Here is a 26,245-nt window from a genome sequence, read left to right as displayed (position 1 = left end):
CAGTAAAACCAGCCGGTGTTTCGTATCGGTCATTCTCAAGTTTTTGTGTTACCCGTTTGGGCAACTCGTCTAGTCTATCGCGTTTCTTTTCTGTGTGTCAACTCGGTGTTCCGTGTTGTGTTTCACAGTGGCTTTTGGCTGGTCTGTTACTTCACAACCTGACTCGTATGAGTCCTGATGGTCAGTTGCCTGCTTGGGCCTGAATTCGCTATGTGACTAGGTGTTTTGTCGCTTGGCGGGTTTCCCCTGTGCCGTGGCGACTCGTAATACTCTACGCAGGTTTTCCAGAGCGTGCAACCCAAAAGTGCCCCCAACGGAGCTTTTTTGCCTCAGAATCTCCACCCGAAACAGATAAAACGCCTAGTCAAAGCTAAACTAAACACCATAAAAATATTTTTAAAGTTTTTTTGAAGGTCTTCCGAAGACTTGATTTTAGGGATTATTTGTGAGCCATACCCTTATTCCGGCTCACATAAGTTCCTTATCTTTGTGAGGGGGCAGCAGGCTCACAGCGAAGCTGCTGGCTCGATGAAGTGAACGGGTGCGAGCGCGCGAGCACACAAGAGCGAGCGGAATCCGCCGTCAGGCGGGACGTGAGGGGCAGACTTACGTCTCTCCCCTAAGCCCAGATAAACAAAAAGTGCTCCCCCACTATCGCGGGAGAGCACTTCGTTCTTATGAAAGTTTAGGAAGCTCGGCGGCGGGATACCTCGTAGAGGGAGATGCCGACTGCCATAGAGGCGTTGAGTGATTCCATTGCTGAGCTAATGGGAATCGAAACGATCTGGTCGCAGTTCTCGGTGACCAGTCGTGAGAGCCCCTTACCTTCTGAGCCGACAACGATCATGAGCGGTTCAGAGGCCAGTTCGAGGTTGGGCAGGTCTATGTCGCCGCCGCCGTCCAGACCGACGACGAAGATGCCGGCGTCCTTGGCCTGCTGGATCACGCGGGTGAGGTTGGTTGCCTTGGCAACGGGGATGCGGGCAGCAGCACCGGATGAGGTTTTCCAGGCTGAGGCGGTCATGGCTGCCGAGCGACGCTCGGGGATGATGACGCCGTTACCCGAGAAGGCTGAGACGGAGCGGATGATGGCGCCCAGGTTGCGGGGGTCGGTGATGCCGTCCAGGGCAACGAAGAGCGGCGGGGTGCTCATCTTCTTGTCGTACCAGAGATCCATGGTGTCGAGGACCAGGTTGCCGGCGTCCGGGTACTTGTAGGGGGGAATCTGCAGAGCGACGCCCTGGTGGACGGCGTGGTCGGTCAGGCGGTCCAGCTCGTTACGGCCAATTTCGAGCATGGGCAGGCCCTGCTTGTTGGCTTCGGTCATGATGTCGCGGACGCGGTCATCGACCTCGATGCGGGACATGACGAAGAGGGTCTTGGCGGGAATCTCGGTCTGCAGGGCCTCAAGCACGGAGTTGCGGCCGGTGACAAGTTCGTCGGAGGCACGCTTGCCGCCCAGGCGGGGCTGGCGGGAGCGCAGGGTGTTTGTTGCCTTGCGGTTTTCGGCGGCCTTCTTCATCTTGTAGGCCTTGTGGTAGACGCGGTCTTCTGCCTTGGGGGTGTTGCCGCGGCCTTCGAGGGCCTTACGGCCGTGACCACCGGTACCCTTGGTGGGGCCCTTCTTCTTATTGGTTGCGCCGGGGCGTGAGCCTGCCTTCGCCATGGGGTGTGTCCTTTGTTTGATGTCTATGAATTGTTTTCTAGCTTACCGACCCCCTGCCCCCTGTGGGGCGAGAGATGGAGCACGGTAGCGGGAGGGCTATGAGGCCTAGAGGGACCAGGTGGAGCCGGATGCGCCGTCCTTGACGGTGATACCGGCCGCTGCCAGGGCGTCACGAATCTGGTCAGCGCGGGCCCAGTCCTTGGCCACGCGGGCTTCGGCGCGCTGGGTGAGCATGGTCTGAATCAGGGAGTCGAGCGCTACGTGTTCGCCGGCTTCGTTGGCGGCAGCCCCTGCCTGGCTGAAGGACATGAGCTCTACCAGCCCCAGTACCTTGGCCATGGCGTAGACCTGCTCGGCGGCGTCTTGGGCAGATTCACCGGCAGCGAGCGCCGCGTTACCGGCGCGGACGCCCGCGTGCAGGGCGGCGAGGGCCTTGGGGATGTTGAGGTCGTCGTCCATGGCCTCGGCGAAAGCGTCGGGTACCGCAGCGTCTTCACGGTGATAGTCGCGGGTTGCGGCCAGGAAGGCTTCGACGCGTTCGACAGCTACACGGGCCTCCTCGAGTGAGGTGGGGTGGTAGTCGAGCACGGAGCGGTAGTGGGCCTGACCCAGGTAATAGCGGACGACCAGGGGGCGGGCGGCTTCGAGCATCTGGGCGGGGGTGATGATGTTGCCAATGGATTTGGACATCTTCTCGCCCTCGTAGTTGACCAGGCCGTTGTGCATCCAGAAGTTGGCGAAGCCGTAGCCTGCTGCCTGGGACTGGGCCATCTCGTTTTCGTGGTGGGGGAAGCGCAGATCGAGGCCGCCACCGTGAATATCGAAGGTCTCGCCCAGGTACTTGCCGGCCATGGCTGAGCATTCCAGGTGCCAGCCGGGGCGGCCCTTACCCCAGGGGGAATCCCAGGAGGCGGTGGTCGGCTCGCCCTCCTTGTAGGCCTTCCACAGGGCGAAGTCGCGGGGGTCGCGCTTGCCGCGGGGGTCGGCGTCCGGGGCGTCCTGCATGTCGTCAATCTTCTGGCGGGTCAGGGCACCGTAGTTCTCCCAGGAGCGCACATCGAAGTAGACGTCGCCGCAGCCGTCGGTCGCCGGGTAGGCATGGCCGCGGTCAATAAGGCGCTGAATAAGGGCAAACATCTCGGGGATATGCCCGGTAGCGCGCGGCTCGTAGGTGGGAGGTGCGATGTTGAGGGAGGCGTAGGCCTGGCCGAAGACCCGCTCGAAGCGGTAGGCCAGGGCCCACCACTCTTCAGCCGGGTGCTCACCGGCATAGCCGGGCTCAAAAGAGGCGGCCGAATTCACCAGAATCTTGTCGTCGATATCGGTGACGTTACGAACCGTGGTGACCTTGTAACCGCGGTAGGTCAGCCAGCGGGAGAGCTGGTCAAAGACCAGGCCCGAACGTACGTGCCCAATGTGCGGGGCTCCCTGAACGGTGGCACCACAGTAGTAGATGCGGGCCTCGCCGGGGTGAACCGGGGTGAAATCACGGACGCTTGCTGTTGCTGAATCATAAAAACGTAGAGTCACGCCTAACAGTTTACCGTGCGCTGTAGAACCGGTGCGAGGACGCTAGCTGCGTGGTTAATGAGCAGGGAGAAATGTCCATCACTCGGTAGCTCGTGAATCTGGGCTCCCAGGCGGAGCCCCAGGTTGCGAGCGCGGGCGGGTTTGATGGCCAAATCTCGCCCGGCTACCCAGAGATGAGCCGGGGCTTTAACGGTGGACTCTGCGAACCCCCAGTCGTCCTGAATTGCGTACTCGTCTTGTACCCCGCCTTTGATGGAGAACTGCAGGGCGTAATCGTGGGAGACCGCCATGCGGTAGGCGGCGGTGTGCCCCTGCACGTCTCGCCCCAGGGCTGAAGCTAGGGTCGAGGCGGACGCCAGCGGGCGGCTGACGGCGCGGGCGGTCAGGTCTATCAGGGGTTTGGGGAACCAGGAGAGGGTCAGGTGCGACATGTGGACGCGCAGCGGAGTGAGGTTAAGGCCCAACCGGGTTTCCCAGAGGGGGTGGTGGGTGAAGGGGGCCAGTAAGATGAGCTGGTCTATCTTCTCGGGGTGCAGGGCTGCCAGGCTCATAGCGTGGGGCCCGCCGCCGGAAAAGCCCATCACGCTGAAACGGTCAAGCTCTAGATGGTCGATGATGGCGGCGACGTCCCGCTCTGCCCAGGTGCCCACCAGCCTGTGGGGCACGGCATCCGATGCTCCCAACCCCGGGCGGTCCGGGGCGATAATGCGGATACCCAGTTCACGGGCTGCCTCGTCAAGGAAAAGTGCCTCGTAGCCGGTGCCAGGGGTTCCGTGGCAGTACACGGCGGTAGCCCTGGGCGATTCCGTCTGCCCGAATTCGTGCCAGGCGATGACGCGACCCCCGTTCTGGCTCAGCACATGAGGGCGGGGTTCAAGAGGGTCGGCGTTCACGGGTACTTCTTTACAGCTTGGGGTGGTGTTAACAGGGACAGGCTTATTGTAGCGCTGACTGCCCCCGCCTCTGAGCGCACCCGACGCTGGGCCTTGGCTCAAGCGTCCTTACGGTATACCAGGGCAACAGCGCTAGCTGCCACGCCCTCGCCGCGGCCGGTCAAGCCCAGCCCGTCGGTGGTGGTGGCGGTGACGGTCACCGGGGCACCGGCGGCCTCGGATAAGACGCGGTTGGCCTCCTCCCGGCGCGGGGAGAACTTGGGCTTGTTGCCAATCAGCTGCACCGCAATGTTGCCAATCTCAAACCCGGCGGCCCGCACAATGGCAGCAGCTTCAGAGAGGATCCGCACACCGGAAGCACCTGCCATATCGGGCCGATCCACCCCGAAATTGGAGCCTAGATCACCGGTGCCACTAGCAGAAAACAGGGCATCGGCAGCAGCGTGGGCGACCACGTCTCCGTCCGAATGGCCCGATAGGCCACGCTGGCCCGGCCAGTGCAGACCGGCCACCCACAGCTCGGTGCCCTCCTCACCAAAAGCGTGAACATCAGTACCGGTACCGATACGGGGAATCATGATTCTCTCTTTTCGTCGTAGAGGGCTCTGGCTAGGGTCAGGTCAAGGGGGGTTGTAATCTTGAAGGCCTCGGCAGCTCCCTCGACCGTTGCCACCGGCAGGCCCAGGGTCTCAGCCAGCATGGCATCATCGGTGATGCTTTTAGCGACCTCGGGGGCCAGGGAGGCAACATCCCGGTGAGCCTGGAGCAGGGTGGCCAGGTCAAACCCCTGGGGGGTCTGCACAGCCCGCAGCTGCGCGCGAGCCGGGGTGCCGCTCACGTACCCGGCAGCATCCACCGTCTTAATGGTGTCAACCACGGGCAGCGCCGGAATTACAGCCTCCTCCCCCGCCTCAAGGGCGGCCGCCACCCGGTGATAGACACTAGCGGGGGTGAAACAGCGGGCGGCATCGTGCACAAGGACGCCGGTGGGCAGCTGCTCGGGAGCACCCGGCAGGGGGGCTGCGTCCGCAATCGCGGCCAGGGCGGCCGTCACCGATTCGGCGCGCGTTGCGCCGCCGGGCACCGCCAGGGCACCGTACCGGGCACAGACTTGCCGTAGCTCAACGTCCTGTGGGGGGACCGTCACCACCAGCCGTGCCGCCACGCCCGACTCCCGGGCACCGGCCAAGGCCCATTCCAGCAGGGTTCGCCCGGCAACCTGCACCGCTGCCTTCGGCATACCTGCGCCCAGACGCGACCCCGAACCGGCCGCCACAATAACGACAGCGAGCACCGAACCACCAGAAGTGGTTGCGGTGCCCGCTGTATCAGAAAAATCTAGAGTGCTCACAGCTAGTGAGCATACCCGAAAGTTTAGACGCCCTCGAGAATCTTATCGAGTTCGACCTCGGCAGCTTCTTCGTCGATGTCCTTAGCCAGGGCAACCTCAGATGACAGAATCTGACGGGCCTTAGCCAGCATGCGCTTCTCGCCAGCCGACAGACCGCGGTCGTTCTCACGGCGCCACAAGTCACGCACGACCTCGGCAACCTTCAGCACATCGCCAGATGCCAGCTTCTCAACGTTAGCCTTGTAGCGGCGGGACCAGTTTGCTGCTTCTTCGGTATCGGTAGCCTGGAGCACGTCGATGACTTCCTGCAGACCGCGCTCGTCAACGACGTCGCGCACGCCCACCATATCGACGTTCTCAGCGGGCACCTCAATGACCAGGTCACCGTTAGCGACCTTGAGTTTCAGGTACATCTTCTCTTCGCCACGAATCTTGCGCATCTTGATCTCTTCGATCGTTGCGGCACCGTGGTGAGGGTAAACGACTGTTTCGCCAACCTCAAAAACCATATGGATAAACCCCTTTCAGCCTACCTATTCTACCATGCAACGAAAGACAGCACCCTTAAAGTCTCAAAATAGGCCCGGCGCTCTCAGCGAACCGGAGCGCTTCATTTATGCCCTTTTGTCTCGTTGATACAGACGTATTGTCGTTAAACCAGATAGAATGTGACCTGAACAGACTAAAAATCCGTACCTCGGCGCGGAGCACACACACTTTCTCTGCCCCAGCGGCAGACTACTACCCCAACAAGGAGCTAGAGCTGTGAAGAACACCGCTTCTGTGACCGTCAAGCGCGCCAGCGCCCTCGTCGCCATCGCTGGTGCCCTGCTGGCCACCACCGGTTGCACCTACACCAACCAGCCCGCCACCACCATCGTCTACTCCGCCTCCGACGGCCAGATGGCTAACCTGCTAGGCGAGAACAACCAGCAGGATATCCAGCTCCGCAACATCATGGTCATCGCAGCCGATGAAGCCTCACAGGGCCGCGTGCTGGGCACCATTCTGAACCAGACCGAGGAAGACGCCACCGTCACCCTGGCCTTCCCCACCGAAACTCTCACCGTTGAGGTTCCCGCTGGCCAGGAAGTCCGCCTGGAAAACGACGAGAACGAACTTCTTCTGGCTGAGGCCGGCGCTAACCCCGGTCTGCTGTTGAAGGACGTCGAGGTCTCCTCCAACGTCACCTCCAGCACCACCACCTTCAACGTTCCGGTTCTTGACGCCGCCCTGGAAGAGTACGCCCCCTACCTGCCCACCGCAGCGGCTACTCCCAGCGCTAGCGAAACCGCTAGCAGCAACGGCTAAAACCCTTTCGCTTTAAAGATGTGGGGCGGGCCCTTCAGGTAACTGAAGGGCCCGCCCCACTGCTTTACCCGGCTTAGGGCGCCGGTTTAGGGTTCAAACTTGTAGCCCAGACCGCGCACGGTCACCACATAGCGCGGGGAGGAAGGGTCAGGCTCAACCTTGGAGCGCAGGCGTTTAATGTGCACGTCCAGGGTCTTGGTATCGCCCACATAGTCAGCACCCCAGACCCGGTCAATCAGCTGGGAGCGCGTCATCACACGCCCGGCGTTACGCAGAAGCATCTCAAGCAGCTCAAACTCCTTGAGGGGCATAGCTACGGTTTCGCCGGATACGGTTACCACGTGGCGCTCAACGTCCATGCGGACCGGGCCGCCCTCGATCGCCCCGGCATCGTGCTCTTCGGGTTCGCCCTGGCGGCGCAGGACGGCGCGGATGCGGGCGATGAGCTCACGGGAGGAATAGGGCTTGGTGACGTAGTCGTCAGCACCCAGTTCAAGGCCGAGAACCTTATCGATTTCTGAGTCTTTAGCGGTCAGCATGATGATGGGAACCGCGCTGGTGGCGCGAATCTGCTTACAGACCTCGGTACCGGACTGGCCGGGGAGCATGATGTCGAGGAGCACCAGGTCTGCGCCGTTCCGCTCGAACTCGACCACGGCGTCCAGACCGTTATCGACCACCTGTACCTCAAAGCCCTCGCGGCCCAGCAAAAAGGCCAGGGGCTCGCTCAGCGCCTCTTCGTCCTCAACCACTAAAATACGGGTCACTTACTTTGCTTCCTTCGCAGTTTGAGCCGCCCCCGCGGGGCGCGGAGCAGCGTTGGTGTTGTGGTCTGTTATCTGGGTAAGGGATCCCGTCGGCGGGTGCTCCCCCAGCAGGTCTTGTTCGGTTTCTTCATCAACAATGGGCAGGGCAATCGTGAAGGTCGAGCCGGAGCCGGGCTGGGACCAGAGGGTCACCTCGCCGCCGTGCTGGCCCACAATGTGCTTCACAATGCTCAAGCCCAGGCCGGTGCCCCCGGTTTGGCGGGAACGCGCCGGGTCAACCCGGTAGAACCGCTCAAAGATGCGGTCCTGTTCGTCCTCGGGAATGCCCGGGCCCTGGTCTTTCACAGAAATTCTAACAGTGTCACCCTTCACAGCCATACCGATGCCCACCTTGGTGTTCTCGGGCGAGTAACGAATGGCGTTCTCAATCAGGTTGCGCAGGGCGGTACCCAGCAGCTCGGGGTCACCGTGGACCGGGCGGGGGGCCTTTCCGCCTACCAGAAGTTCAATGTTTTTACCCTCGGCTGTGAGGCGGTTACGGTCAACCGATTCAGCGACCACCTGCTCAACATCGACCAGGGTAGAGTTGAGCACCATATCGGTTGATTGCAGGCGGGAGAGTTCAATGACGTCCTGCACCAGTGCCGCTAACCGCCGGGACTCTTTCTTGAGCTTGCCCGAAAAGTAGAGCACCGACTCGGGATCGTCCGCCGATGACTCGATGGCCTCAGCCATAAGTCCAACCGCCCCCACCGGCGTCTTGAGCTCGTGCGATACGTTGGCAACGAAGTCGGTACGGACGGTCTGCGCGCGGGCGATCTCGGTACGGTCGTCAGCCAGCACCAAGATGTACTCGTCGCCCACCGGGGCCACGCGCAGGTCAATTACCAGGCGGCTCTGGTCGTAAAAGCCACGGGTTAAGATAATTTCTTTTTCGACGATAATGCCCTTGGAGCGCACCGCGTCGATCATCTCTAGCAGCTCGTCAGAGACCACTGTATGCCCGCGCACCAGCCCTAAGGCGTAGGCGCCCGGAGAAGCCTGCACCACCCCGTCCACGGCGTCCACCACCATGTAGGCGCGACCAATGACCGCCAGCACCTCGGCGGCGCCGTCGCTAATGGTCGGCTCTTCAACGTCGGCCCAGCGAGCGCGCTGACGCTCACTCCGTTGTACGGCGAGCATGCTCACCACGCCGATGAGGAGCCCCAGCACAGCGGCAGACAAAGCAATCACAGTAGGGTTCACATCTACCAGCTTAGAGCCTACCGGCCCTACCCCGTGCCCCGCAGACCCCCAAATATCCCGGGGTTCAACTAACGTTTACCCAACCATGTGCTTGTGTTCATGTGACCTTGGCACTCTAAAGGGGTAGCCATGGGCAGGAGTCTGCCCGGCACCCCACACTTCCCCAGATGGAAAGGACGCGCACGTGCGCAAAGTCTTCCAAGCCGAACTACAGCACGTCGGCGAAGAGCTGATTCATATCGCTACCCTGGTCCAGGAGGCTCTCGGCCGCGCTTCGGACGCCTTCTTGCAGGCCGATATTCAAGAAGCCGAAGAGGTTATCACCAACGATGCCCGCATCGACTTCATGCAAAACGAACTCGATGAGCGCGCTATCGACATTCTGGCCCTGCAGGGCCCGGTAGCCTCCGACCTACGCATGATTGTTGGCGCCCTGCGCATGAGCTCCTCCTTGGAGCGCATGGGCGACCTTGCCCGCCACGTCGCCCAGGTTGCCCGCATGCGCTACCCCGAGCACGTCCTGCCCGAGTCCATCGTGCCGGTCTTCCGCGAAATCATCGAGCTTGACCAGAAGATTATCGCCAGCGTCATCAGCCTGCTTGAGACCCGCGAGCTCTCCCATACCCAGGACATCATCAAGAACAAGATGCGCATCAACGAACTCCACGTTGAGGTCTTCAACCGCATGGCAGCCCCCGACTGGGGCCAGAACGCCCAGGTCACCGTTGACGTCACCCTGGCCTCCCGTTACCTGGAGCGCTTTGGCGACCACGGTGTGTCGGTAGCCCGCAAGGTCACCTACCTGGTCACCGGCGACTGGAACGCCGTCCCCAGCATCTAGGCTGGTAGGTACCATCTCCGTCAGAAGGTACCACTTAAATCAGAAAAACCCACCTAGTTGGTGGGTTTTTCTGATTTAAGTGGTACCTACCGGGGATTTACTTCTTACCCTGGTTAGCAACAGCCTTGATGGCGTCCTTAGCTGCCTCGGGGTCCAGGTACTCACCGGGGCCGACGGGCTTGAAGTTTTCGTCCAGCTCGTAGTAGAGGGGGATGCCGGTGGGGATGTTCAGACCGGCGATGTCCTCATCTGAGATACCTTCGAGGTTCTTGACCAGGGCGCGCAGGGAGTTACCGTGGGCAGCAACCAGAACGGTCTTGCCAGCCTTCAGGTCTTCCTTGATGTCTGATTCCCAGTAGGGCAGCATGCGCTCGAGGACGTCCTTGAGGCACTCGGTGCGGGGAGCGTTCTCGATGTCTGCGTAGCGGGGGTCGTTAGCCTGTGAGAACTCGTCGTTGTCGTCGAGGGCCGGAGGCGGAACGTCGTAGGAGCGACGCCAGGTCATGAACTGCTCTTCGCCGTAGGTTTCGAGGGTCTGAGTCTTGTCCTTACCCTGGAGGGCACCGTAGTGGCGCTCGTTCAGGCGCCAGTTGCGCTTGACGGGAATCCAGTGGCGGTCGGCGGCATCGAGAGCCAGGTTAGCGGTGTTGATGGCGCGGCGCTGCAGGGAGGTGTGGACGACATCGGGAAGGATGCCGCGTTCCTTGAGCAGTTCGCCACCGCGGGTAGCTTCGGCGCGACCCTTCTCGGTCAGGGCAACGTCTACCCAGCCGGTGAAGAGGTTCTTTTCGTTCCATTCTGATTGCCCGTGACGGAGCAGTACCAATTTGTAAGTCATACCCCCATTATCCCACTCACGCCCTCCAAAGCAAAGATAAACCCACACATATTCACGGAAAACCCGGTCTTTTCCGGGGGTTTCTTCGTGAATATGTGTGGGTTTTTCAGACCTTAACGCAAGCTGCGGCTAGCGGCGGCGCACCGCGACGGCGGGGCGGACGTCCGCGAGGAAGACCCCCACGGCGGTGGCCGCAATCAGCTGCAAGAAAATAGAGCCGCCGCCAATAGTCAGTGACTGCCACACCATGAGCACGGAGAAGACAGTCGCAGCAGCGGTGACTCCTACCCAGAAGCCCTTGGTGCGCTTGAAGGCGCTCTGGTAGGCGTAGCTTGAGGCGCGGGCGGCCTCAACCAGGGCGAAGATCGACAGGGCGGCAACTACCAGGGCCAGGGCAAGGCCCACGTAGTAGGTGACCAGCATAATCAGGGCGATGGGGGTCATGGCGTCCGTTCGTTACTTGAGGTTGTCGAGGGCCGCGGCCAGGTCGTTGTAGAGGTCATCGACGTTCTCGATACCTACCGACAGGCGCAGTAGCGACTCGGGGATTGAGTGGGGCTCCGAACCGTGGCGGCGGCGGCGTTCAATCAGTGATTCTACGCCACCGAGACTGGTGGCGGGCGTCCAGATGTTCAGGGCCTGCACTACGCGGTCAGTTTCTTCGGCGGTGGCGTCCAGGGTGATGGAGAGGATTGAGCCGAAGGTGCGCATCTGTGCGGACGCCCGTTCGAAGCCGGGGTCGGTGGGCAGACCGGGGTAGCGCACGGCCTTGACAGCGGGGTGGGTCTGCAGGCGCTGAGCCAGTTCGAGGGCGTTAGCGGCGGCGCGTTCAAGGCGGACGCCCAGGGTGCGGACGCCGCGCAGGCCCAGCCAGGCCTCGAAGGGGCCGGCGATAGCGCCGTTGGTGGTGCGGTGGGCCTGCATGGCTTCGCGCAGGGTCGGGTTAGAGGTGACGGTGATGCCCAGCAGCACATCGGAGTGACCGGCGATGGACTTGGTGGCGGAGTGGACGACCACGTCGGCACCCAGAGCCAGGGGGTTCTGGCCCAGCGGGGTGGCGAAGGTGTTGTCAACAGCAGAGACGATACCCAGGCGCTGAGTTGCCGCGAGGATAGCGGGCAGGTCGGCGACCTCCATCATGGGGTTGGTGGGGGACTCCATCCAGAGCAGCACCTTGGGAGCAGCGTAGTTGATGTTCTCGGGGGTGGTACCGGCAGTAGCGGCGGCCTTTTCGAGTTCGGCAATGACGGACTCGGTGTTTTCGATGTCCAGGCGCACCACGGTGGTGATACCGCGAGCTTCAAGGCGCTTAGCCATAGAGACAGAGGCCATGTAGGTGTGCTCGGGCAGCAGAATGATAGAACCTACGGGCACCAGATCCTGCACAGCCGCAACAGCTGCCATGCCGGAAGCAAAGACCAGGCCGGGCAGCTCTGCCCCTTCAAGGTCAGCGACGACCTCTTCGATGCCGTCCCAGGACTGGTTGGAGAAACGGGCGTAGGTATTGAGGTCTGAGGGGCCTGTCTGGCGGAAGGTGGACGACATGGCAATCGGCGGGTTCACGGGAGCCAGATCGTCGTGGGCGGGGCGGCCACCGGCCACCAGGCGGGTTTCGGGTGAGAGGTTCTGTTCAGTCATAGATTCAACGATACGCGCAGCACTAGGCCCAGTGCCAGGGGTACGCCACAGGGTGACATATGGGACGGGCTAGAGAGTAGTCTCGGGTAGACCGGACGGCAGGCGCAGCGCCTTGGTAGGCTTATACCCGTGACCCACGCACTTTCTTACACCCCAGAAGCCGACCCGGGCGTCCGAACCCTCCCGGCGGACGCGAGCAGCGCGGCCCGCCCCTACCCCGGCACCTTTATCGCCTTTGAAGGCGGGGACGGCTCGGGCAAAACCACCCAGATTAAACTCCTGGCCGAGGCCCTCACCCAGCGAGGCTACTCGGTGCTGGTCACCCGTGAACCCGGCGGAACCGATATCGGTGAGAAACTCCGCGCGCTGGTTCTTGAGCACGGCAACGGCGAGATTGACCCCCACACCGAGGCCCTGATTTTTGCTGCCTCCCGCGCGGCCCACGCCCACCAGAAGATTCGCCCCGCCCTTGAAGCCGGGCAGGTGGTGCTCTGCGACCGCTACATCGACTCATCGGCCGCCTACCAGGGGGCCGGGCGGGGTCTGGGCATCGACACCGTGGTCAATCTGAGCCGCTGGGCTACCTCTAACCTGCTGCCCGACACCACCATTCTGCTCGATGTACCCCTGGCCGAAGGACGCTCCCGCGCAGGTGCCCGGGGAGCTGCCGACCGCATGGAATCAGCGGACGACACCTTCCATCGCACCCTGCACACCACCTTCCAGCAGCTAGCCGAGGCCAATCCCGAGCGGTACGCCCGCATCGACGGGGCCCGCCCTATCGAGGACGTCCACACCGACGTGCTAGCAGCGGCCCTGAGGAGTATCGCATGAGCGTCTTTGATACCCTCACCGGCCAGCTCGACGTGCGCGCCCAGCTTACCCGCGCCGCTGCCGAAGAGAAACCAACCCATGCCTGGCTCTTCACCGGCCCGCCCGGGGCAGGGCGCTCCGGCGCTGCCCTAGCCTTCGCCGCTGCCCTGCTCTGCGACCAGCCCGACCCGGCCGCCCGGGGCTGCGGGCACTGCCGCTCCTGCACCACGGTGCTCAGTGGCTCCCACGCAGACTTCCTGCACTTCGCCACCGAAAAAACCACCATCACCATCGACGAAGCCCGTGACTTCGTGGTCAAGGCCCAGGACCGCCCAGTGGTGGGGCGCTGGCGCGTCATGCTCATTGAGGACGCCGACCGCATGCCCGAGCGCACCTCCAACGTGCTGCTCAAAGCCATCGAGGAGCCCCCGCCCTACACCATCTGGCTGCTCACTGCCCCCTCGCCCGCCGACGTCCTGGTCACCATTCGCTCCCGCTGCCGCCCGGTCAAGCTACGCCTGCCCTCGGTGGCGGACGTCGCCGCCCGGCTTCTTGCCGACGCGCAGGCCCGCGGGGAGAACCTAGAACCCCAGCAGGCAGATTTCGTCGCCCGCCTAGCCCAGGGCAACCTAGAGGTCGCCCACAAGCTAGCCACCGACGCAGAAGCCCGCAAACGCCGCAGCACCGTGGTGCAGATGCCCATTACCCTGCGCTCTATCGCCGCCGCCATGGAAGCAGCCGACGACCTCATCACCATCGCCGAGGCAGAAGCCGAAGCGGATGCTGAGGCCCGCAATGAGGCGGAACGCTCCGCCCTGCTCACCGCCCTGGGCTACGAGGACGGCGAAAAGCTCTCCCCCACCCACCGTGCCCAAGTACGTCAACTTGAAGAAGACCAGAAGCGCCGCGCTAAGCGAATCCAGACCGACACCCTCGACCGGTTTCTAGCCGACATTCAAACCGTCTTCCGCGATGTGCTGACCGTGCAGCTCTCCACCGGGGCAGAGATTATCAATGCCCACCTGGCCGACGATATCTATGCCTATGCCGAGCGCACCGCTCCAGAGCACACTCTGGCTCATCTGGACACGGTAGCCACCACCCGCCGCCGCATCCGCACCAATGCCGGAGCCCGTCTGGCTTTTGAGGCCATGATGACCAGCTTTATCGCCTAGCCCCTGCCCTTCCCCTGCCAGAAAGCACCCCCATGGCCCAGTCCGCTCCCCGTCCGCTCGCCCACCTAGGGCCCCTACAGCAGCTACGCGCAGGCAAGCTTGCCCTGCGCCTGCCTCTGCTCGTGGTGGGGCTGGTGGGCTTCGGGGCCTCCTGCGCCCTGCTCATTAAGGCAGGCCTGGGTGCCCTGGGCTGGGATGTGCTCACCCTGGGCCTGATGGAAATGACCGGGCTCAGCTACGGGGTGCTGACCATTGCTACCTCTTTTGTGGTGCTGCTCTTCTGGCTGCCCCTCAAGGAAATGCCGGGCCTCGGCACCCTGGCCAACGCGGTTTTGGTGGGGCTCTCAGCCGATATGGCTATGGATTTGATTCCCAATCCCACCGGGGTTCTCGCTCAGTGGGTCTATCTGGCGGTGGGCATTCTGGCCTTTTCCTTTTTTGACGCCCTCTACCTGGGAGCCCAGTTCGGCTCCGGTCCGCGCGACGGGCTGATGACCGGGCTGGTGAGGGTTACCGGACGGCCCGTCTGGCTAGTGCGCACCGTGCTTGAGGTGACCGTGGTGGCAGCCGGTATTGCTATGGGCGGCCACTTCGGTGTGGGTACCCTACTCATCGCCTTTACCGTGGGGCCCCTCATCGGCTGGTTCCTACCCTACGTGACAGTGCCGCTCACCCCGCGTCCGCGCCCGGTTCCGTAGTTCGCCGGCCCACACACAGCCCACGGCCGGCAGCCCACTGCCCACGGCCTGCAAGGGGACCGCAAAACTAAAAAGGGACCGCATATTCTGCGGTCCCTTTTTGGAAATCTGGTCCCCTTGCGGAGGGGATTAGTTGCGGAAGCCGTGCACCGGGGAGGGAATACGCCCGCCACGGGCCACAAAAACCTCGGCCGACTCGGGGTGGGCAGGCATGACGGGGGCCCGGCCCAGCAGGCCGCCGAACTCCACCATCTCGCCAATCTCTAGCCCAATCGCCGGAATGACGCGCACAGCGGTAGTCTTGTGGTTCATGACGCCAATCGCGGCCTCATCGGCAATCATGGCAGAAATGGTTGCAGCCGAGGTATCGCCGGGAATCGCCACCATGTCCAGGCCCACGGAACAAATCGCGGTCATAGCTTCGAGCTTATCGAGGGTAATCTTGCCGGCAGCAGCAGCTTCAATCATGCCGATATCCTCAGAAATCGGGATGAAGGAGCCCGAGAGGCCACCCACGTGCGAACAGGCCATGAGCCCGCCCTTCTTCACCGCGTCATTGAGCAGGGCCAGGGCAGCAACGGTGCCGTGGGTACCCACCGACTCAAGACCCATCTCTTCGAGCACGTGGGCTACCGAGTCGCCGACCTCGGCGGTGGGGGCCAGAGAGAGGTCGACGATACCGAACTCCACGCCCAGGCGCTCAGCGGCCAGGGTGCCCACCAGCTGACCCATGCGGGTAATCTTGAAGGCCGCCTTCTTAATGGCCTCAGCGCAGGCATCAAAAGACTCACCGCGCACCTTTTCGAGGGCACGCTTGACCACGCCGGGGCCAGAGACACCCACCGAGATAACGGTGTCGGCCTCCTGCACCCCGTGGAAGGCACCTGCCATGAAGGGGTTGTCAGATACAGCGTTGGCAAAAACCACCAGCTTGGAGCAGCCAAAGCCGTGGGCTTCAGCGGAGCCCTCAGCGGTCTCGCGAATGACCTCGCCCATGGTGCGCACAGCGGTCATGTTGATACCGGCCCGGGACGAGCCGATATTCACCGACGCACAGACCACATCGGTTTCGTTCAGGGCACGCGGAATAGAGCGCATGAGCTTCTCATCAGCCGGGGTAGCGCCCTTATCAACCAGGGCGGTGAAGCCACCGATGAAGTTAACCCCCACAGCCTTAGCAGCGGCGTCCAGGGTTTTGGCGAACTCCACGTAGTCCTCATCGTTCGAGGCACCCGCCACCAGGGCAATCGGGGTCACCGAAATACGCTTATTGATAATGGGAATGCCGAGCTCGGCCTCAATACCCTCAGCTACCTCAACCAGACGGGCTGCGCGGGAGGTGATTTTGTCGTAAATCTTCTGGCGGGCTACCTCACCGTCAGAATCGGCGCAATCCAGCAGAGAGATCCCCATGGTCACCGTGCGGATATCGAGCTTATCTTCCTCGATCATCTGCAGGGTCTCAAGAACGTTACCGGAACGGTCACTAAACATAGTCGGTAACTCCTAGAGGGTGTGCATGGCCTGGAAGATGGCGTCAGACTGAATACGAATCTGCACGCGCTGCTCTTCTTCAACCGGCTTCATAGCCTCTTGCAGGTCAGTAATCGACTGGGCAGAATCATCGAAGCTCCCCTGCAGAATCATGGTGAAGTAGCCCTGCATGAGGGTCTGCGACAGATTCTCGATATTAACCTTGCGCTCAGCGAGCTTGGTGGTGACACCGGCAATGATGCCTTCGTGGTCAAGGCCGGTGACAGTCAGAATGATTTTCATGGGCTTCCTTGTGGGAGTTATCGGCTCTTCCCCCGGCTGGGGAGGTGGAGCGCCGGACGTCGTCCCTACCTACTTTACCCAGCTCTCCCCCGCACCTGCTCTAGATGACGGAAAGGCGCCGCGCGGCGGCGTCCTTCCGCCTTAGCGCTGGGCTGCGATGTAGAGTTCGCCTGCGCCGGTGACGGTCACCTCGGTGGGCTCGCCCACGTACATGACCGACTGGGTGCCGGTCAGGGTGAAGGTCTTGACCTCGTCGCTGACCACAACGGTGCCACCTGCACACAGGGCGGTGGCTACACCGGCCAGGGGCAGGGTGATGGTTTCGCCCTCTTCAACGACCAGGTGGGTGACAGACAGGCGTTCATCCCACATGGAGTACTCGGCGGCCTTCTCACTGGTGGGGGTAGGACGCTGGATGGTAGGTGCGCCCTGGCCCTCACCGAGGATCTTGATGAGTTCTTCCTCGTCAATGTGCTTGGGGGTAAGACCGGCACGCATGACGTTATCTGAGGGGTTCATCAGCTCAATAGCGGTACCCGAGACGTAGGCGTGCACCTGGCCGTCGGGAGTGTAGGCAGAGTCGCCGGGGGCAAGGTAGACCAGGTTCATGACCAGAGCGACCAGCAGGCCGCGGTCGCCGGGGTACTTGCTGTCAATCAGGATTACTAGCTCGGCAACACCGGCAGCGGTTGATTCAGCGCCGGGAACTTCACCGTTCTTGGCAATCCAAGCGCGTGCGGACGCGACGGTCTGCTCGACAGCTGCCGCGGCGGCGTCCTGCGGCATGCGGATAATGACGGTGAGTAGCTCCTTGGCGGTCTTAGCCGCGCCCAGAGCACCGGTGAGCCAGGGCAGGGAGAAGTGCTCAGCGATAGCGCGCAGCTCCGCGAACTCGCGCACACCGGTCAGGATGCGCATGGGCGACAGGGCGATAACGGTTTCGGGCTTAGAGAAGCGATCCTTGTAGTTACGGGCCGGGTCATCAAGGGCGATGCCGCGGGCGTTCTCGTCCGCGAACCCTGCCTGGGCCTGCTCGTCGGTGGGGTGCACCTGAATCGACAGGGGGGATTCAATGGCAAGAATCTTGAAGAGGAAGGGGAAGGTGTCGCTGGTGCGCTGCGGGTTGAGGAAGCGGGCAGGCTGCTCGCCCACCAGAACATCGAGCGGGAAGGAGCTGCCGTCTACGTGAGCTACGGAGGGGGCGGACGAGTGCGCGCCCACCCACAGCTCAGCCTCCGGCTGTTCGGTGGGGGCAGGGACGCCGCGCATGAGGGCCAGTGTCTCATAGGAGCCCCAGGCGTAGTTCTGAATCGGATTATCTAAAGAAAAAAGTTCACCCATAGGCACCATCAAACCATGCCCCGGGTTCACCACCCCGCAGTTTATAGCGCAGAAACCTGGTGTTTATCGCCATAAATCACACCGGAAATCTGTCTGGATACTGTCTAAACAGGTCACAGGGCAATTAGACTTACCTTTCGTGAATACTATTGATTTAACCGCATCTTTTAAGGCTTACGATGTTCGCGGCATCGTGGGCGAAACCATCACCGCCGAGACCGTTCGCGCAACCGGCGCAGCTTTCGTAGACATTCTCGGCCTAGCTGGCCAGGACGTTCTGGTGGGCGCCGACATGCGCCCCTCCGGCCCCGAGTTTATGGCCGCTTTCGCTGAGGGTGCCACCGCCCGCGGCGCTAACGTCATCAACATCGGCCTGATTTCTACCGACGAGCTCTACTTCGCCTGTGGCGTTGAGAACGCTGCCGGTGTCACCTTCACCGCCTCCCACAACCCTGCCGAGTACAACGGCATGAAGATGTCTAAGGCGGGCGCTGTTCCCCTGTCATCTGAGTCCGGGCTCTTTGATATTCGTGACCTGGCCCAGAAGTACCTGAACGAGGGTGAAATTCCCGCCGTTGATACCCCGGGTTCTGTAACTGAGAAGGACGTTCTCAAGGCCTACTCAGAATACCTGCGTAACCTGGTTGATCTCTCAGGCATCCGCCCCCTCAAGGTTGTTGTAGACGCCGGTAACGGCATGGGCGGCATGACCACCCCCGCTGTACTGGGCGATGCAATCCTGCCCGGCCTGCCCCTGGAGATCGTGCCCCTCTACTTCGAGCTGGATGGCACCTTCCCCAACCACCCCGCCAACCCCCTGGAGCCTGCCAACCTGGTTGACCTGCAGAAGGCTGTTGTTGAGCACGGTGCAGATATTGGCCTGGCTTTCGACGGCGATGCCGACCGCTGCTTCGTCATCGACGAGAAGGGCGAGCCCGTTACTCCGTCCGCTATCACCGCCCTGGTTGCTGAGCGCGAGATTGCCCGCGCCAAGGCTGAGGGCAACGACGAGCCCGTAATCATCTACAACCTGATTACCTCCAAGGCCGTGCCTGAGCTGGTTGAGAAGCTGGGCGGCCGCGCTATCAAGACCCGCGTGGGCCACTCCTTCATCAAGGCTGTTATGGCTGAAGAGTCTGGCGTTTTCGGTGGCGAGCACTCCGCTCACTACTACTTCAAGGACTTCTTCAACGCCGACACCGGCATGCTGGCCGCTATGCACGTGCTAGCCGCCCTGGGTGAGGGCGAGCAGCCCCTTTCTGAGCTGGGCGCCGCTTACTCCCCCTACGTCCCCTCCGGTGAAATCAACTCTGAGCTGGAAGACAAGGCCGGTGCTATCGCCCGCGTTGCCGAGTACTTCGGCGATACCGTTGAGGTATCCGACATGGACGGCACCACCTTCGAGCACAAGACCGAGGGCTGGTGGGCTAACCTGCGCCCCTCCAACACCGAGCCCTTCCTGCGCCTGAACCTTGAGGCCCCCGACCAGGCCACCATGGAGCGCGTGCGCGATACCATCTTGAAGATTGTGCGCGAGGGCTAAGCCCAAGCACATCCACTTTGTACCAGCTCCTGCCCACTTTTCAGGCTTAAAGTGAGCAGGGCGCGGTACAAAAGGTAAAAAATAAGGACGCCCGCCCCACCTTTCCTGCCACACGGCAAGGAAGGTGGGGCGGGCGTCCTTTTCTATCTTCCCTTAGGTCAGCTTAGGAGGCACGGGCCTGGTCGTGCAGCATCCACTGGTCAGGGCCGAAGATCTCATACTGGATGTTGGTGCCGGGCACGCCAGCTTCGATCAGCTGGGAGCGGACGCCCTGCATGAAGCCCAGAGGGCCACACAGGTAGGCAGAGGCGTTAGCGGGCACGTTCAGCTCAGCCACGTTGACGCGGCCCTCGAAGGTGCCCTCGCCAGCGGCCTCGATGAAGGAGACCAGGCGGCCGTTTTCGAGCATCTCAACGTAGGTGGTCATCTCATCGCGCAGGGGCCAGGTGGTGAAGGAGCGGTCGGCGTGCACCACGACGACCTCGCGCTTGGAGCCGGTTGCCGCCAGTTCGGACAGGAAGGCAATCATGGGGGTGACGCCGATACCGGCTGAGAAGAGGTAGAGGGGCTGGGAGTCGTCGTCGCCGAACCCACCCAGGGTGACGTCGCCGTAGGGGTTGGAGACCTCAACGATAGCGCCGACCTGCAGCTCGTGCAGGATGGGGGTCATTTCACCGGCGGTATCGAGCTTGATGGCGACGCGACGCTGGTTCTTCTCGGCGGGCAGCAGGGTGAACTGGCGGGCCTGGCGCAGGCCGTCCTTAGCCTTGGTGACGATAGAAACGTACTGGCCGGCAACGGCGTCGGTCATGGCGACGGCGTTGGCGGGCTCGAAGGTAAGGTCGAGCACGTTCTCGCCGGTTTCCTTGCGCTCTACCAGGCGGAAGGGGGCGAACATGACGTCGTTGGCCTGGGAGGCGTAGAGGCCCTTTTCCAGCTTGATGAGGGCGTCGGCCATGAGCCAGTAGACCTCGGTCCAGGCTTCTGCGATTTCGGGGGTCAGGATGTCGCCCAGGTTAGCGGCAATAGCCTCAAAGAGGTACTTGTAGACGGTGGGGTATTCCTCTTCGCGCAGGCCCAGGGAGGCGTGCTTGTGGGCAACGCGGGAGAGCACCTCGTCGGGGTACTTGTCGGGGTTGGCCAGGATGTAGGAGGCAAAGACCGCGATGGAGCCGGCTAGGGCCTTAGGCTGGGTGCCTTCGAGCTGGGATGAGCGGGAGAACATGCCGTCGAGCAGGTCGGGGCGGGCGGCGAACATGCGCTGGTAGAAGTCGGGGGTGATGTCGTTAATCCGCTCGGCGATGACGGGCAGGGTTGCCTCGATGACGGGGCGGGACTTGGCTGAGAGCACGGTTCCTCCTTGGTGACAGGGTGTTGTTAAACTACCATAAATTTAGCATACTAAATGCTAGTTTTGGGAGAAAAAAGAGCCGCCCCCGCGCTCGAAGCACGGAAGCGGCGATGAAATGGCTTATGAGGCAAAGGACGCCTGGGGCAACTTTTTCGTCTGGGCCAGGGGGCCAAGACCCAGTTCCAGGAAAACCGGCCCCATCTGCTGTTCGTTGGGCAGTTCAGAAATAACAACGGGGTCAAGTATTTTGAAGAATTCTTCGCGGGCGTTAGCCAGAATTTTTTTCAGGGAACAGGCATGACGCATGGGGCAGTCATTAGCCCCGCCTTCACACTCCACCATGGGGATATCCCCTTCCGAGGCACGGAGCACCTGCCCCACGGTGGCTCGGGCGCCAGCTTCTGACAGGCGAACACCACCGGTACGCCCGCGGGTGGATTCCACCAGCCCCAGGTTGGCCAAAAAGGCCACCGACTTAGCTACATGGTTGTAGGGAGTGCCGACCCCCTCTGCAATTTTCTGGGTAGAGATCTGCTCCCCCTCTAGGCCCGAAAGCAGCATTAGGACGCGCAGTGACACGTCAGAAAATGCGGTAAGACGCACAGGCCATCTCCTTGGTTGGTTTGAGCACAGAGTGAAGCTTTCTCCCTCTCACGGTACAGCTAAAAAGGTTCACGGTTCAACCTTTGCTCACCTGAAGGTCATATTTTCTTCTTGCCCCCTACACCCAGAACAAGCACAGGGCCCTTATCTGCAAGAAGTTTCACACGGCACACCTGACCGATCGCTTGTAGCAGTTAGGGGGCTGGTGAGAGTAGTATTGATACTGTAAACACTCGCGGGCACACACCCAGTCATCACACACTAGCTGAAGACAAGGGCCAGGCTGACCGCACCCACCGTCTCTACCGGCCACTCCCCCGTAGCGTGCCGGTGCAGAACTAGACATAAGGAATTATCTTGTCACAGCTCGATACCTCCATCCAGGAACTCCTGTCCATCGAAGGCGCAACCGGCGCAGCTCTCGTTGATATCTCCTCCGGCATGGCTCTGGCCTCCGGCGGTTCACCCGGCTTCGATCTGACCGTTGCAGCAGCTGGCAACTCCAACGTAGTACGCGCCAAGCTCAAGACCATGAACGATCTGGGCCTCAACGGCAACATCGAAGACATCATGATCACCCTGTCTTCTCAGTACCACCTGATCAACGTTCTGAACGCTTCAGAAACCTCAGGCCTCTTCGTCTACCTGGTACTCGATCGCAACACCGCTAACCTGGCTCTGGCTCGTCACAAGCTGAACGCTATCTCAGGTCGCATCTCCCTGTAAGTCACAGGTAGCAGCCTAGCAGCCTTTCTTTCAAAGGCCTGTAGCTCAAAGAACCCCCGGCAGATTACCTGCCGGGGGTTCTTTCTAGTATCAGGACGCCGGTGGGCGGCTAGACCAGGTCTTCGCCCAGGGCCTCACCCATGAGGGTGTCTTCGGTCGCTGCCTTGTTCTGCTGGATTGAGACCAGCTCGCCCGAACGCATCACGGCGATGCGGTTACACAGGCCAATGAGCTCAGACATGTCTGAACCGATCAGGATGATAGAGGTACCCTTCTCAGTCAGCTCGGTCAGCATCTTGTAAATCTCGCTCTTGGCGCTCACGTCGATGCCGCGGGTGGGGTGGTTGAGAATCAGAATCTCGCAGTCGGTGGTCATCCAGCGGGCCAGGGCGACCTTCTGCTGGTCACCGCCCGAGAGCTTGCCAACTTCGCCCTGAATGTTGGTGGTCTTGATGCGCAGCTTCTGGATCTGCTCAGCTACCTCGCGCAGGGCAGAAACCTCGTGCAGGAAGCCTTCGGGGCTTTCCTTAAGGCCGGCGTTTTCCATCAGGGTCTTAGCGATGGAGCGTTCGTTGGCCAGACCCAGCTCGTCGTCATTATCTGACAGGTAGCCAATGCCGTGGGCAACCGAGTCCTCGGGGGAGCTGATGGTGGCGTCCTCGCCGTTAATCTTGAGGGTGCCGAACTTGGCGGTCTCGTCCACACCGACCAGGGCCGCGGCCACCTCGTTGATGCCTGAGCGGCGCAGGCCGGTCAGGCCGAAGATTTCACCGCGGTCTACCGAGAAGGTGACGTTGTTGAGAGAGCCCTTGGCGCTGGTCAGGTTCTCAATCACCAGTTTGGCGTCCTCACCAGCGAACTCGTCGGGGCGTCCGCCCATCTCGATTTCGCGGTTGAACATCTTAAAGGCGATTTCTTCTGCGGTCATCGTACCGGGGTTAATTTCGGTGTTGATGGTGCCCTCAGACAGGATGACGGCGCGGTTAGCCAGGGAGCGGATTTCGTCGATGCGGTGGGTGATGTAAATGACCGCGCGGCCTTCGGCGGCCAGCTTACGGGTCACCTCGTGCAGCTGGTAAATCTCGTAGTCGTTGAAGGTTGCGGCGACTTCGTCCATGAGCACCAGGCGGGTGTTCTCGGCTTCCATGCGCACGACCTCAACCAGGGCCTGCTCAGCGCGTACCAAATCGCCCATCTTGGCGCGGGGGTCTACCGCCAGGCCAATCTCTGAAATCAGTTCCTGGGCGCGGGCGACCAGGGCTTCTTCGTCGTCACCGGCGTGCTCGGTAGAGCGGAAGATAGCCTGGGCAACGGTGAGTTCGGGATCTACCTTGAACTTCTGGCGGATTGAACCGACACCGGCTTCAAGAGCTTCTTCGGGGGTGTGGGGGGCGTACTTTTCGCCGCCCAGGGTGATGGTGCCACCACCGGGGCGGTCCCAGCCGCCCAGAATCGACAGGAAGGTTGACTTTCCTGCACCATTTTCGCCGAGAAGACCTACGATCTCACCGGCAGCTACCTCTAAATTCACGCCCTTGAGGGCACGAAGGTGCTCGTGGTTCTTGGTGAGGTTCTTGACACTCAGCAGATTTCCCACTCTGTTCTTTCCTTCCAACATGCGAGTGATGCGCCCGGGGTGCCGTGCAAAAAGCTCTGTGGTAGGTCGGTGGCTAGTCGATGAGCTTTGTGGGGGAAGCACAGCAGGGCGACACAAAATTCAGCCATTCTTAAGCATTCTACAGAATATTAAGTCGGCTTTACGTCCACTCTTTGGGGCCGTCCGCCTATCTGCCTACATGATAAGGAGGTGACCTGTGCGAAAAGTTTTTCGCACAGGTCACCTCCATAACCGTGTCGCTATTTTACTTTCGGCTGCAAGGACGCCCGCCGCAGCCTGCGGGGGCACACACCCTAGTTCAGTTCAGCGGCTAGGGCGTCGCGCTGAGCGTGAATTTCAGCGGGTACCTTATCACCGAGGAAGGCCAGCCATTCGTCGATTCCGGGCAGTTCCTGGGCCCACTCGTCCTTGTCGACGGCCAGGGCAGCGGTGAGTTCGGTGTCACTGATATCGAGGCCGGTGAGGTCGAGGTCGCTCTTGCCGGGCACCACGCCGAGGAAGGTTTCTTGGCCGCCAGCCTTGCCGTCCAAGCGGTCGAAGATCCACTTGACCACGCGGGAGTTCTCGCCAAAGCCAGGCCAGGCGAAGCCACCGTCGGGGGTGCGGCGGAACCAGTTGACGTAGTAAATCTTGGGCATGTTCTCTTCGCCGTGCTTCTTGCCCATGTCAATCCAGTGCTGGATGTAGTCACCGGCGTTGTAGCCAATGAAGGGCAGCATGGCCATGGGATCGCGGCGGACCACACCCACAGCGCCCTTGGCGGCGGCGGTGGTCTCGGATGAGAGGGTCACACCGCGGAAGACACCCTGCTCCCAGCTGGAGGCCTCAGCTACCAGGGGCACGGTGGTCTTGCGGCGGCCACCGAAAATGATGGCTGAGAGGGGCACGCCGTCCGGTGCGTAGTACTCTTCAGCCAGCATGTCTGCCTGGGAGATGGGGGTGCAGAAGCGGGAGTTGGGGTGGGCAGCAGGACGGCCAGATTCGGGCGTCCAGTCATTGCCCTGCCAGTCAATCAGGTGCTCGGGTACCTCGTCGGTCTTACCCTCCCACCAGACAGAGTTATCGTCGGTGAGGGCCACGTTGGTGAAGATGGTGTTGCCCTTGGCAATGGCGCGCATAGCGTTGGGGTTAGTGGACCAGCCGGTACCCGGGGCTACACCGAAGAGGCCTGCCTCGGGGTTGACCACGAAGGGCTTGCCGTCGCGGGATTCGATCCAGGCGATGTCGTCACCGACCATTTCGGCCTTCCAGCCGTCAATGGTGGGGTCCATCATGGCAAAGTTGGTTTTGCCGCAGGCTGAGGGGAAGGCAGCCGAGACGTACTTGCTCTCGCCCTCGGGGTTGGTCATCTTGAGCACCAGCATGTGCTCGGCCATCCAGCCCTCGTCATGACCGATAGCTGAAGCAATACGCAGGGCGTAGCACTTCTTACCCAGCAGAGCGTTGCCACCGTAGCCGGAGCCGAAGGACCAGATTTCGCGATCCTCGGGGAACTGCACAATGTACTTTTCGGGATTGCAGGGCCAGGGGACGTCCGCCTGTCCAGCATCGAGGGGGGCACCGACCGAGTGCAGAGCCTTGACGAAGAAGGCCTCGGTTTCGGTCATCTTCTTCAGCACATCGGCGCCGATGGTCGCCATGATGCGCATGGAGGTCACCACGTAGGCTGAGTCGGTGATTTCGACGCCGAACTTGGGGTTGGTGGCGTCCAGCGATCCCATGACGAAAGGAATGACGTACATGGTGCGGCCGCGCATAGACCCGGTGAAGAGCTCGGTCAGGGTGGCCTTCATCTCAGCGGGGTCACGCCAGTTGTTGGTGGGGCCAGCCCCCTCTTCGGTGGCTGAGCAGATAAAGGTGCGCTCTTCTACACGAGCCACGTCGTCGGGGTCTGAGAAGGCAACGTAGGAGTTCGGGAACTCATGGTCGCTGAGCTTGCGGAAGGTACCGGCCTCTACCAGTTCACCGGCCAGGCGGTCGTATTCTTCCTGGGAGCCGTCGGCCCAGTAGATACGATCAGGCTGGGTCATCTGGGCAATATCAGCAACCCACTGCAGCAGCTCTGCGTGAGTGGTGGGTGCCTGTGCGGTTACGTTGTCGATTGAAATGTCAGTCATCTGACGCTTCCCCTTATAAATCGTTGACCTGAAACACTCCACTGTGTTGTTCAGGTGCGCGTGCCCCGCCCTGCCACTAGCCCGCAGGCGGGTAGAAACAGAAAAACGCGCCACCCATATCAATGAATAAACGCGTCGTGCGGTGCACTTTCACTTCATCGTGTGCTTCCAGAGTACATAGCTCAACCCGGTTTGTCCTCATTGGTATGTAAATATTTCGTTACAGACCCATAAGAATGTGGCCTGACCAACACCCAGGGCGCCCTAGTAAGTTTTTTCAACTTTCTTCACCCCCTCTTTTTCCGCGTGTTTACGCGGTTTTCACCCCATCTTTAGCTTTTTTGAGAGCAGGGTCACCCATTTTCGATTTGCACACCGGTGCAAACCTGCGTAATGTATTA

General features: G+C 61.4%; 26 protein-coding genes. 8 read left to right on the top strand and 18 right to left on the bottom strand.

The window, feature by feature from the left end; all coding sequences use genetic code 11:
• Nucleotides 1-685: 685 nt before the first annotated feature.
• The 6 genes from rlmB to ACRCJM_RS02535 all read right to left on the bottom strand — a co-directional run bounded on the left by rlmB (nucleotide 686) and on the right by ACRCJM_RS02535 (nucleotide 5,949).
• On the bottom strand, nucleotides 686-1,666 hold the full coding sequence (rlmB, locus tag ACRCJM_RS02560; protein ID WP_431463693.1) for a 23S rRNA (guanosine(2251)-2'-O)-methyltransferase RlmB: 981 nt from the start codon (nucleotides 1,664-1,666) through the stop codon (nucleotides 686-688).
• Between the two features lie 105 nt (nucleotides 1,667-1,771).
• Nucleotides 1,772-3,196, bottom strand: coding sequence for a cysteine--tRNA ligase (gene cysS / locus ACRCJM_RS02555; RefSeq protein WP_431463692.1), 1,425 nt, complete (start codon nucleotides 3,194-3,196; stop codon nucleotides 1,772-1,774).
• A gap of 2 nt (nucleotides 3,197-3,198) precedes the next feature.
• A complete protein-coding gene (locus ACRCJM_RS02550; RefSeq protein WP_431463691.1) occupies nucleotides 3,199-4,089 on the bottom strand; it encodes an alpha/beta fold hydrolase in 891 nt (296 codons plus the stop codon).
• A 98-nt stretch (nucleotides 4,090-4,187) separates the two neighbouring features.
• Nucleotides 4,188-4,667, bottom strand: coding sequence for a 2-C-methyl-D-erythritol 2,4-cyclodiphosphate synthase (ispF, locus tag ACRCJM_RS02545; RefSeq protein WP_237197658.1), 480 nt, complete (start codon nucleotides 4,665-4,667; stop codon nucleotides 4,188-4,190).
• Complete coding sequence (ispD, locus tag ACRCJM_RS02540) at nucleotides 4,664-5,440, bottom strand: 2-C-methyl-D-erythritol 4-phosphate cytidylyltransferase (RefSeq protein ID WP_431463690.1); 777 nt, start codon at nucleotides 5,438-5,440, stop codon at nucleotides 4,664-4,666. The genes ispF and ispD overlap by 4 nt, the downstream gene beginning before the upstream one ends.
• 23 nt (nucleotides 5,441-5,463) lie before the next feature.
• Nucleotides 5,464-5,949, bottom strand: a complete 486-nt coding sequence (locus ACRCJM_RS02535) for a CarD family transcriptional regulator (RefSeq protein ID WP_185173529.1) — start codon at nucleotides 5,947-5,949, stop codon at nucleotides 5,464-5,466.
• Nucleotides 5,950-6,205: 256 nt separating this feature from the next.
• Here ACRCJM_RS02535 and ACRCJM_RS02530 point away from each other — a divergent pair, with 256 nt between their 5' ends.
• Nucleotides 6,206-6,751 carry a hypothetical protein gene (locus ACRCJM_RS02530; RefSeq protein ID WP_431463689.1) on the top strand — a complete coding sequence of 182 codons (546 nt, stop codon included), beginning with the start codon at nucleotides 6,206-6,208 and terminating at the stop codon, nucleotides 6,749-6,751.
• Nucleotides 6,752-6,837: 86 nt separating this feature from the next.
• Here the strand turns inward: ACRCJM_RS02530 and ACRCJM_RS02525 are convergent, their stop codons facing one another.
• Together ACRCJM_RS02525 and ACRCJM_RS02520 are read right to left on the bottom strand one after the other, a co-directional pair.
• Nucleotides 6,838-7,518, bottom strand: a complete 681-nt coding sequence (locus ACRCJM_RS02525) for a response regulator transcription factor (RefSeq protein WP_135013364.1) — start codon at nucleotides 7,516-7,518, stop codon at nucleotides 6,838-6,840.
• A complete protein-coding gene (locus ACRCJM_RS02520; RefSeq protein WP_431463688.1) occupies nucleotides 7,519-8,766 on the bottom strand; it encodes a sensor histidine kinase in 1,248 nt (415 codons plus the stop codon).
• Nucleotides 8,767-8,950: 184 nt separating this feature from the next.
• Here ACRCJM_RS02520 and phoU point away from each other — a divergent pair, with 184 nt between their 5' ends.
• Entirely contained in the window at nucleotides 8,951-9,607 is a 657-nt protein-coding gene (gene phoU, locus ACRCJM_RS02515; RefSeq protein ID WP_237186984.1) for a phosphate signaling complex protein PhoU, read from the top strand.
• Between the two features lie 97 nt (nucleotides 9,608-9,704).
• On the opposite strand, the gene ACRCJM_RS02510 is transcribed toward phoU, so the two are convergent.
• The 3 genes from ACRCJM_RS02510 to ACRCJM_RS02500 all read right to left on the bottom strand — a co-directional run bounded on the left by ACRCJM_RS02510 (nucleotide 9,705) and on the right by ACRCJM_RS02500 (nucleotide 12,083).
• Nucleotides 9,705-10,445, bottom strand: a complete 741-nt coding sequence (locus tag ACRCJM_RS02510) for a phosphoglyceromutase (protein WP_135013359.1) — start codon at nucleotides 10,443-10,445, stop codon at nucleotides 9,705-9,707.
• 129 nt (nucleotides 10,446-10,574) lie between these two features.
• A complete protein-coding gene (locus tag ACRCJM_RS02505; RefSeq protein ID WP_237197641.1) occupies nucleotides 10,575-10,889 on the bottom strand; it encodes a DUF2516 family protein in 315 nt (104 codons plus the stop codon).
• 12 nt (nucleotides 10,890-10,901) lie between these two features.
• Complete coding sequence (locus ACRCJM_RS02500) at nucleotides 10,902-12,083, bottom strand: trans-sulfuration enzyme family protein (protein WP_237210607.1); 1,182 nt, start codon at nucleotides 12,081-12,083, stop codon at nucleotides 10,902-10,904.
• A gap of 129 nt (nucleotides 12,084-12,212) precedes the next feature.
• On the opposite strand from ACRCJM_RS02500, the gene tmk reads away from it, so the two are divergent.
• The 3 genes from tmk to ACRCJM_RS02485 are packed head-to-tail and all read left to right on the top strand — an operon-like array spanning nucleotide 12,213 to nucleotide 14,769.
• A complete protein-coding gene (gene tmk, locus ACRCJM_RS02495; RefSeq protein ID WP_431463687.1) occupies nucleotides 12,213-12,917 on the top strand; it encodes a dTMP kinase in 705 nt (234 codons plus the stop codon).
• Nucleotides 12,914-14,071 (top strand): DNA polymerase III subunit delta', encoded by a 1,158-nt coding sequence (locus tag ACRCJM_RS02490; protein WP_431463686.1) that lies wholly within the window; start codon nucleotides 12,914-12,916, stop codon nucleotides 14,069-14,071. Before tmk ends, ACRCJM_RS02490 begins: the two co-directional genes overlap by 4 nt.
• 32 nt (nucleotides 14,072-14,103) lie before the next feature.
• On the top strand, nucleotides 14,104-14,769 hold the full coding sequence (locus ACRCJM_RS02485) for a YczE/YyaS/YitT family protein (protein WP_431463685.1): 666 nt from the start codon (nucleotides 14,104-14,106) through the stop codon (nucleotides 14,767-14,769).
• A gap of 129 nt (nucleotides 14,770-14,898) precedes the next feature.
• Here ACRCJM_RS02485 and ACRCJM_RS02480 read toward each other — a convergent pair whose 3' ends face one another.
• Together ACRCJM_RS02480 and ACRCJM_RS02475 are read right to left on the bottom strand one after the other, a co-directional pair.
• Entirely contained in the window at nucleotides 14,899-16,263 is a 1,365-nt protein-coding gene (locus ACRCJM_RS02480) for a PFL family protein (protein ID WP_431463684.1), read from the bottom strand.
• Nucleotides 16,264-16,275: 12 nt separating this feature from the next.
• A complete protein-coding gene (locus tag ACRCJM_RS02475) occupies nucleotides 16,276-16,545 on the bottom strand; it encodes an ACT domain-containing protein (protein WP_237206077.1) in 270 nt (89 codons plus the stop codon).
• Between ACRCJM_RS02475 and ACRCJM_RS02470 the strand changes: the two genes are divergently transcribed.
• Nucleotides 16,544-16,690: a hypothetical protein gene (locus tag ACRCJM_RS02470; protein WP_431463683.1), complete on the top strand. Its 147-nt coding sequence runs from the start codon at nucleotides 16,544-16,546 to the stop codon at nucleotides 16,688-16,690. The genes ACRCJM_RS02475 and ACRCJM_RS02470 overlap by 2 nt on opposite strands.
• On the opposite strand, the gene manA is transcribed toward ACRCJM_RS02470, so the two are convergent.
• The gene (gene manA / locus ACRCJM_RS02465; protein ID WP_431463682.1) at nucleotides 16,687-17,886 is read right to left on the bottom strand and encodes a mannose-6-phosphate isomerase, class I; all 1,200 of its coding nucleotides are present in this window, start codon (nucleotides 17,884-17,886) and stop codon (nucleotides 16,687-16,689) included. The two genes, ACRCJM_RS02470 and manA, sit on opposite strands and share 4 nt — an antisense overlap.
• Before the next feature lie 139 nt (nucleotides 17,887-18,025).
• On the opposite strand from manA, the gene ACRCJM_RS02460 reads away from it, so the two are divergent.
• Complete coding sequence (locus ACRCJM_RS02460; protein ID WP_431463681.1) at nucleotides 18,026-19,429, top strand: phosphomannomutase/phosphoglucomutase; 1,404 nt, start codon at nucleotides 18,026-18,028, stop codon at nucleotides 19,427-19,429.
• 163 nt (nucleotides 19,430-19,592) lie between these two features.
• Here ACRCJM_RS02460 and ACRCJM_RS02455 read toward each other — a convergent pair whose 3' ends face one another.
• A complete protein-coding gene (locus ACRCJM_RS02455; RefSeq protein WP_431463680.1) occupies nucleotides 19,593-20,780 on the bottom strand; it encodes a globin domain-containing protein in 1,188 nt (395 codons plus the stop codon).
• A gap of 120 nt (nucleotides 20,781-20,900) precedes the next feature.
• Nucleotides 20,901-21,383 carry an RrF2 family transcriptional regulator gene (locus ACRCJM_RS02450; RefSeq protein ID WP_431463679.1) on the bottom strand — a complete coding sequence of 161 codons (483 nt, stop codon included), beginning with the start codon at nucleotides 21,381-21,383 and terminating at the stop codon, nucleotides 20,901-20,903.
• A 357-nt stretch (nucleotides 21,384-21,740) separates the two neighbouring features.
• On the opposite strand from ACRCJM_RS02450, the gene ACRCJM_RS02445 reads away from it, so the two are divergent.
• Nucleotides 21,741-22,109 carry a hypothetical protein gene (locus tag ACRCJM_RS02445; RefSeq protein WP_135013333.1) on the top strand — a complete coding sequence of 123 codons (369 nt, stop codon included), beginning with the start codon at nucleotides 21,741-21,743 and terminating at the stop codon, nucleotides 22,107-22,109.
• A 109-nt stretch (nucleotides 22,110-22,218) separates the two neighbouring features.
• On the opposite strand, the gene ACRCJM_RS02440 is transcribed toward ACRCJM_RS02445, so the two are convergent.
• Nucleotides 22,219-23,706 carry a sugar ABC transporter ATP-binding protein gene (locus tag ACRCJM_RS02440; protein ID WP_237186972.1) on the bottom strand — a complete coding sequence of 496 codons (1,488 nt, stop codon included), beginning with the start codon at nucleotides 23,704-23,706 and terminating at the stop codon, nucleotides 22,219-22,221.
• 314 nt (nucleotides 23,707-24,020) lie between these two features.
• Nucleotides 24,021-25,844: a phosphoenolpyruvate carboxykinase (GTP) gene (locus tag ACRCJM_RS02435; protein ID WP_431463678.1), complete on the bottom strand. Its 1,824-nt coding sequence runs from the start codon at nucleotides 25,842-25,844 to the stop codon at nucleotides 24,021-24,023.
• Nucleotides 25,845-26,245: the final 401 nt, after the last annotated feature.

Origin of the sequence: Rothia sp. L_38 (genome assembly GCF_050689125.1) — a bacterium.
Classification (GTDB): Bacteria; Actinomycetota; Actinomycetes; order Actinomycetales; family Micrococcaceae; genus Rothia.
Note: the sequence above shows the minus strand (reverse complement) of the source record. Positions and strands in the feature narration are given on the sequence as shown.